At 28.7% G+C, this 7,278-nt stretch carries 5 protein-coding genes, 1 tRNA gene and 1 pseudogene; all 7 read right to left on the minus strand.

What is annotated here, in order from left to right:
- Positions 1-143: 143 nt before the first annotated feature.
- Positions 144-392, minus strand: a pseudogene (locus KPL54_RS25320) (DUF1667 domain-containing protein); the annotation flags it as partial.
- A gap of 28 nt (positions 393-420) precedes the next feature.
- Positions 421-1,854 carry an NAD(P)/FAD-dependent oxidoreductase gene (locus KPL54_RS25325; RefSeq protein WP_216109259.1) on the minus strand — a complete coding sequence of 478 codons (1,434 nt, stop codon included), beginning with the start codon at positions 1,852-1,854 and terminating at the stop codon, positions 421-423.
- A 107-nt stretch (positions 1,855-1,961) separates the two neighbouring features.
- Positions 1,962-4,691: a UPF0182 family protein gene (locus KPL54_RS25330; RefSeq protein ID WP_216109260.1), complete on the minus strand. Its 2,730-nt coding sequence runs from the start codon at positions 4,689-4,691 to the stop codon at positions 1,962-1,964.
- A 5-nt stretch (positions 4,692-4,696) separates the two neighbouring features.
- Positions 4,697-5,860, minus strand: a complete 1,164-nt coding sequence (locus KPL54_RS25335; protein ID WP_216109261.1) for a DUF362 domain-containing protein — start codon at positions 5,858-5,860, stop codon at positions 4,697-4,699.
- Positions 5,861-5,920: 60 nt separating this feature from the next.
- The gene (locus KPL54_RS25340) at positions 5,921-6,436 is read right to left on the minus strand and encodes a transcription repressor NadR (RefSeq protein ID WP_216109262.1); all 516 of its coding nucleotides are present in this window, start codon (positions 6,434-6,436) and stop codon (positions 5,921-5,923) included.
- A 149-nt stretch (positions 6,437-6,585) separates the two neighbouring features.
- Positions 6,586-7,080, minus strand: a complete 495-nt coding sequence (locus KPL54_RS25345) for an HDIG domain-containing metalloprotein (RefSeq protein ID WP_216109263.1) — start codon at positions 7,078-7,080, stop codon at positions 6,586-6,588.
- Between the two features lie 108 nt (positions 7,081-7,188).
- Positions 7,189-7,264 (minus strand) — tRNA-Ala (locus KPL54_RS25350).
- Positions 7,265-7,278 lie beyond the last annotated feature (14 nt).

Raw genomic sequence — 7,278 nt, forward strand, 5'->3', positions numbered from 1 at the left:
CAAAATCATGATTTTAAAAAAGTAAAGCACCAACAATTTGTTGGTGCTAATGTTTCACTTATATCGGGACATTTTCAAAAATGCTTGACATAAAAACTTTTAATGTCAAATTAATAAGCCCCTATATTTTCTAATTATATGTACTAGCTATTTCTCTCCACATTTTTAGTACAGATAATATCAATTCCAGTATTAAGTAAATTTTTACATACTACATCTCCTATTTTTATAGGTGGTCCCACATGTATTCTACTCAATGCCTTAGAGCACTCTATCCATAACTTCTTATTAATAGGTTTACTTGTTTTTACTGAAACCACATTACACAAATCCGAACCTTTTATCCTAACTAAAGTTGTTAATACATCCTCATTTTCATTAATGTCATAACTAGTTTCTTTTTTCAAGTATACTCATCCCCTACATACTATTAAATTCTTTTATTCTACATAACAAAATATTAGAGTCTTTTGAGTCCTTAGTTATTTCTGTCATTTTTTTACTAGTCTCTCTCGCCAAAATAGAAACGACTTTATTTAGGCAATGTGCCCCTTGGCAATTTCCAAATGCAGCGCCAGTTCTTCTTTTAACACCTTCTACTGTTCGTGCACCAAGAGGTCTACGTATAGCATCAACTATTTCACCTTCAGTTACCTTTTGGCATCCACATATGATTCTACCATATTTTTCATCAAGCTCTATAACTCTTTTTCTCTCTTCATCACACAAATCGCGGAATTTATAATTTTCTCTTCTTTTATCATTAAAATCTTTTTTAAGTTTGCACTTCATATTACTCACTACACTCTCACATACAATACTTGCAATAGCCGGTGTCATAGTAACTTGGCCATAGTGTTTTCCTTTGATTTGAATAAGTCCTTCGTCTATACTGCTATCATCAATTACCATAGGATCTTCGAAAAAAGGCCAATCCAAAAACATTTTAACATTCATATCATCCACGACACTTGTTATCTTAGACACCCTTTTTACTACTTCATCATAACTAACATTCTCTCTTGTACTAATAGCAGCTACCGTATCTCCTTCCATAGTTGGAAGTGTATAAATCCTCTCGCCCTTAGAATTCATCATAAATAATGCATGAGAATATTTTGTTTTTTCATTATTATCTAAAAGTATATATTTCGATACTCCCTCATTATTATCTATATCTTTTCCATTCATGGTAGATTTCTTTTTATTTTCATTAACTTTTTTTTCATTTACTATGCTGTAATTTTCCGATGGCGTTGTATTTATTACCATTTTACAAGTTAATTTGTTTTTATTGGTAATAACTTTAAAACCTTTTGTTAGCTCTTGAATGTCTATTACTTCTTCTTCTAGTTTAAATTTAACACCATTATCAAATGCTACTTCGCCATAGGATAATGCTAAATCAAATGGACAAATTACACCTGTATTTTTAGAATATAGTGCTTTTTTTATATCTACATTTAGATTTGGTTCCATCTCATGTATATATTCAGAGTCTAAAATAAGCACATCCTTTGTTCCTCTATCTATTGCTCTATTATATATTCCTTGTATTATATCTACTTCTTCATCAGTTTGAGCAAGTATTAGGGAACCACATCTTTTGAATGGAATATTAAATTTAGCACTTATAGTATCCATCATTTTATTTCCCATACGTTCAAGCTTTGCAGTTAAAGTGTCTTCACTCTCAACGCCATTATATACCATAGCAGTATTTATTAATGCTACATCATCTGCTATATCATAGTCCTTTTCAATAACAGCTATATTAAGATTATATTTTGAAATTTCATAAGCTACTGCACATCCAATTATTCCTCCGCCTAAAATAAGTACATCATAATCCATTATAACCCTCCAGCATACCCAAACTTTTTCTTTACATTGTTATTATATCCTTTTTTTAAACATACGGCGCAGTATATAAAAACTTTTTAGATTATATTAAATATATTCTATTTAATTACCTTATTAAGAACATCACCTAATAGTTTTATATATGTTCCATATTCATCTATTTTACCATTTTTTTTAGCTTCCATTGCCTTATTATATAGATCTTTAGCAATTTTTATATTATCCGATGTTTTAGAATCTAAATCTGAATTATATACAGATTTAGATATATTAGTTCTATCAGAACTATTAAATATTTGTTCTAATGCTGACTCTATATTGTCATCTAAAACTATTTTACCACCATAAGATACTATAACTTTTTTCATCTCTGGTATACTTGTTTTCCCCTTAGCCCTTAAATACATAGGTTCTACGTAAAGCAGAGAATTTTTAATTGGTACAATTACTGTTTCTCCGAATTGAACCTGAGACCCTTGCGTATTCCAAAGTGATAATTCCTTTGATATTACAGTATCTTGATTTATCTGTTGCTTAAATAATACTGGGCTATACACCGTTTGTTTTGGTGGCAATATATATAAGACCATTTTACCATAATTATCTCCATCCATTCTTGCTCCAAACAACGATACCATGTTATCTCGCCCTTTAGTATTGAAATATTCAAGTAAAACCATTTCTTGCTTTTTTTCCTTTGGTAATTTCATTATTAAGTAAGAAGCGTCAATCTTCTCTTGGTTACCTTCAATTTTGTCTTGATTTGTTGCTATAGACCATACATCATCTCCGTTATAAAATACTTCTGGATCTGTTATATGATATTTTTCTAGAAGATTTGATTGTAAACTAAATAGGCTCTCTGGGTATTTAAAGTGTTCTTTTATACCACTTGGAATTGACTCTAAATTTTTAAATAATTGTGGAAATATTTTTGAATAGCTATTTACTATAGGATCATTTTTATCAACTATATAAAAGTCAGGAGTTCCATCTAATGCATCAATAACCACTTTAACTGAATTCCTTATATAATTTTTGCCATCTTGTGGCTGTGAATATGGATATCTATTTGAAGTTGTATATGCATCTATAATCCAATATAACCTTCCACCATTTATTACAATGTATGGATCATCATCATATGTTAAAAACGGAGCAATCTTTTTTACTCTTTCAAGTATATTCCTATCAATTAATATTTTACTATTAGACGTAATATCATCAGACAATAAAAATTTAGCACTTTTTTGATCAATTGCAAATAGAATTCTATTTAAAATATTCATTTTTATGCCAGCCATGCCTTCATAACTATTCATTTGGTTTTCCCCACCCTTAGGGTAATCAAGCTCTCCAATTTTAGTATTAACAATGCTATAATCATTGGTTTTTTCACCAAAATATATTCTAGGATTAGCTAACTTTATATTTGTTTTATTTTCTAGTGGTATATTGTTAATTATGAAATCTGGTTGTCCTTCACTAGTTACAGAATTTACCTTGCTTACAACTACGCCATACCCATGTGTATAAACTAAATGTCTATTCTGCCAAGTGTTTGAATTACCTTTTAACGACCCTAAATTAACTTCTCTTGGTGCTATAAATACTTGATTGTATTTTCCATTAATATTATATCTATCAATATCTATATCATTAAATCCATAATAATACCTTAAATATTGGAATTGGTTATAAAATTCTAACGCTGGCTTATAAGAATTTACTTTTATATTATTAACGGTATCTTTATTTTCTTTAATATCCTCTTTTGTTAAATCATTTTTTATCTCAAATGGTATTTCATCTATATTATTTATATTAAAAGCTTTTCTTGTACTATCTATATTGTACTGAATATAAGGTTTTTCTAGAGTTTTTTCGTTTGATTGAACTTCAAATTTTTGAACTGAAATTGATGTTATATTTTCCCCAATAATTAAAATAGTTATCACAATAATAGATATAACTATAGGTTTTATTTTATATGTTAAAATGCTTATAAATGTTATAATGGCAGATATTAAAGATACTACCGCTATTACCTCATAAAACCTTAATGTTACATGTACATCCGTATAACTTGCTCCAAATACTATTCCTTTTTGTGAATATACTAAATCCCAAGACTTAATTAAATATCCTAAAGACACTAAAAGTATTACAATTGAAGATAAAGCGGCAAGCTGCCTTCCTGCAAATTTAGTTAATTCACCTCTTACGTTTCTAATATTCTTAAATTTTTTAAGTACAGAAAAATTATTCCTTTTTCTTGGATACATTATATAATCCTTTGACCTTAATATAATATACGTTATTATGGTAATTATCATTAAGCCCGCAATAAGCGTTATAAACATCTTATATAGTGATTCAATCAATGGAAGTTTAAATATAAAAAATGAAATATCTTTTTTGAATAATGGATCTACAGAATTAAATTTTGTTGTACTCGCAAATTGTAATATTGTATACCAATATTTAGATGCAAAACTAAAAGATATTATAAAAGAAATTATAGTATTAATTAGAATACTAATACTACGTTTTATCTTTTCTTTATTTTTATTACACTCTTCGACCCTTTTGCTTCTTATAATAATTCCTTTAATTATTTTATAATATGTCCATATTGATATATAACTTACTATAAATACTGGTATCATTAACTTTAAAATTGATGTTATCTTAGTAAAATATACAGATAAATAGCCAACTTCTTTAAACCATTGAATATTTATGGCTAGCTTAACTATGTTACCTAAGAAAATTATAATAAATACTATTATCAAGATAATAGTTGCTATTGTTTTTTTCCCTTTCACAAGATTCACCTCTTATTTAGTTTTAGTAATCTTCCTAGAGTTGAATATTTTGTTTCAATTGCACCAACTGGACATAATTCTTGACAACAAAAACATCTAATGCATTCATTCATATTCCATTTAGGGTTTAATTTATCCCCATTTTTCACCATTGTAATCACCACTGGCTTTTCTGGACATACCTCTGCGCACCTACCACACCCTATACATTTTTCTTGAATAAGTGTTGGATTTGGCGCTATCATTCCCCTTAAAAAATTAGTTACAGCTGGGTTTATAAAATAAAAATTACCACCCTTACGACATAGTTTAAAGTTTTTCGCTTTCATATCCTCTAATTTTTCTCCAAGTATGTTTATATCCTTTGGAAGCACTACTCCCCACTTGCTATCGTGTGCCTCTTTTAATACTGGTGTATCTAATGGATTGTCATAACCTATAAGCCTAACCGCAGTGGAATCTACAGCCGTTAAGCTTTGTCCCATAATTAAAGTGTTCAAATTATACGCCTGACCACTTTTAGGACCATTACCTTCCATCGCAATTATACCGTCTACGATAGCAAAGTTAGTCCCTACAGCTGTATTCAAATCCAGAAGCATCTTACAAAAATTATTTGCATCGGGCATTCTTGTATGCCATGTTGCCTTTTGCGTTCCCGGTATGCATCCAAATTGATTTTTTACAGCCCCTGTATAATAAGCCATAGCATGTGTTTTAAGCTTTGGAAGCGTTATAACAACATCTGCTTCATACGCTGCTTTAGCAACATTCCATGATTTGCATAGAATAGAATTATCTAATCTAACATGCACTGATTCTTTAAAATCCTCAAATTTAACCCCATATCTATCTGCAACTTCCATAAGACCAGATTTCTCTGCTGCCTTCCTTGAATCACCAAAACCTGGTGAATCACCAAAGCTAACATAATTTGAATATTCCTTAACAATTCTAATTACTGCCTCGAAAACAGCATAATGAGTTACTACTGGTGATTCTTTGCTTTCAACACTTAACATATTAGGTTTCAAAAGTACTTTACTATCTTTAGGTATTAATTTTCTTAAAAAATCATCTCCACCCAATAATTCAAATCCTTCTCGTAACTTTTTTTCTATTAAATCAACATCATAGTGTTCGCATTTTAAGAGTGCAACATTTTCCATAATAATCTCCCCTTATTAAATAAATCATCTCCTGCTGATCTGCAATATTACAAAAATAAACTAATCAGAAATCAAATAATTTTTCTCTTTTAATTCTTTTATAATAGCTTCTATAATTTTCTCATTATCCGCCTTTATAGTATGCAAATGTATACCTTTAGTTAAATATGATAATGGCTGAAGACTTGCTTCTTTAAAATTTTTTGTAAATACTTCGATATCCATAAGCGATTTTATCATAATCATTGCTCTTATTTCGCCATATAAAGGGTGTTCTACTGTTACATCTTCTACTACCCCACCGAACTTAACAATACATTCAAGCTCATTATATATGTCATTACGCCCATGTGAAACTGCTATTACTCTGCGTACAAAATTATTTTGTTCACTAGGAATCAAATAACCTTCTGGAGTTGCAATTATGTTTACTCCTTCTGCTCTTATAATTGCTATATCCTTTACAATAACCTGCCTTGTGACTCCTAATTTCTCTGCTAGAAACTGACCTTTATATGTATTATCCTTTGTAACTAGTAGATTTCTAATATATTCTCTTCTTTCCTTTGAATTCATTTCATCCTCCTAGTATATGTATTTAATTATATTCTAGCACTATTCACTAGTTATTAAAAATATTTTATAATATATAAATTATTCCATTTATATATATTTTTCTTAATTTATTATAAATGGTTATAAAAAAAGAAACTATTATTAGCTTCTTAATTTTTATTATCACATTCTTTTAATATATTCAATTCTATATCATCTATTATACTATTGTTATGATGATTTTTTATTAAAAATAAAAATCTATCATCATATCCATATTGTTTCAATAAATTACATCCTATCTCTCCATGGTTATAATACATATTAACATTTTTAAATTTGTTAAATGCTTTAATTTTTCCATTTGTTATTTTATGCAATATAACCATTATAGATTTATCTATTGGATTCATTTTACTATATATCTTACCTATATCATGTAACAATGCAACTTTTATCAAATTAAATGATTGTAATTTTCTTTTGTTACAATTTATTTCTACATCTCTAGCTACATTTATGCAATGCTTTTGTTCATATGTAGGTAGTTTATTAAATAACAACAATTCATAAGTTTTTAAATAAGTTTTTAGGAAATCTACATCTTTATCATTAATTTTAGCAACAATTGATCTGTAAAACTGCTTTATTCTATATAGTGACAATGTAGTTCTCCCTTCATATTTAAACTTTTTTATTCATTTACACATTTTATTTTAGTATGTTTATTAATTTTTAACGAAATAAAAAACAGTCCATATTAGACTGTTTTTTGGTGGAGATAAAGGGAATCGAACCCTTGACCCCCTGCGTGCAAGGCAGGTGCTCTCCCAGCTGAGCTATATCCCCATATGGTGGACCTT

Origin of the sequence: Clostridium estertheticum (genome assembly GCF_018861295.1) — a bacterium.
Taxonomy (GTDB): domain Bacteria; phylum Bacillota; class Clostridia; order Clostridiales; family Clostridiaceae; genus Clostridium_AD; species Clostridium_AD estertheticum_D.

What these genes read in the sequence shown, in the direction of transcription:
- KPL54_RS25340 (WP_216109262.1), bottom strand. Translation starts at nt 6,436, where the DNA reads ATGAATTCAAAGGAAAGAAGAGAATATATTAGAAATCTACTAGTTACA.
- KPL54_RS25335 (WP_216109261.1), bottom strand. Translation starts at nt 5,860, where the DNA reads ATGGAAAATGTTGCACTCTTAAAATGCGAACACTATGATGTTGATTTA.
- KPL54_RS25325 (WP_216109259.1), bottom strand. Translation starts at nt 1,854, where the DNA reads ATGGATTATGATGTACTTATTTTAGGCGGAGGAATAATTGGATGTGCA.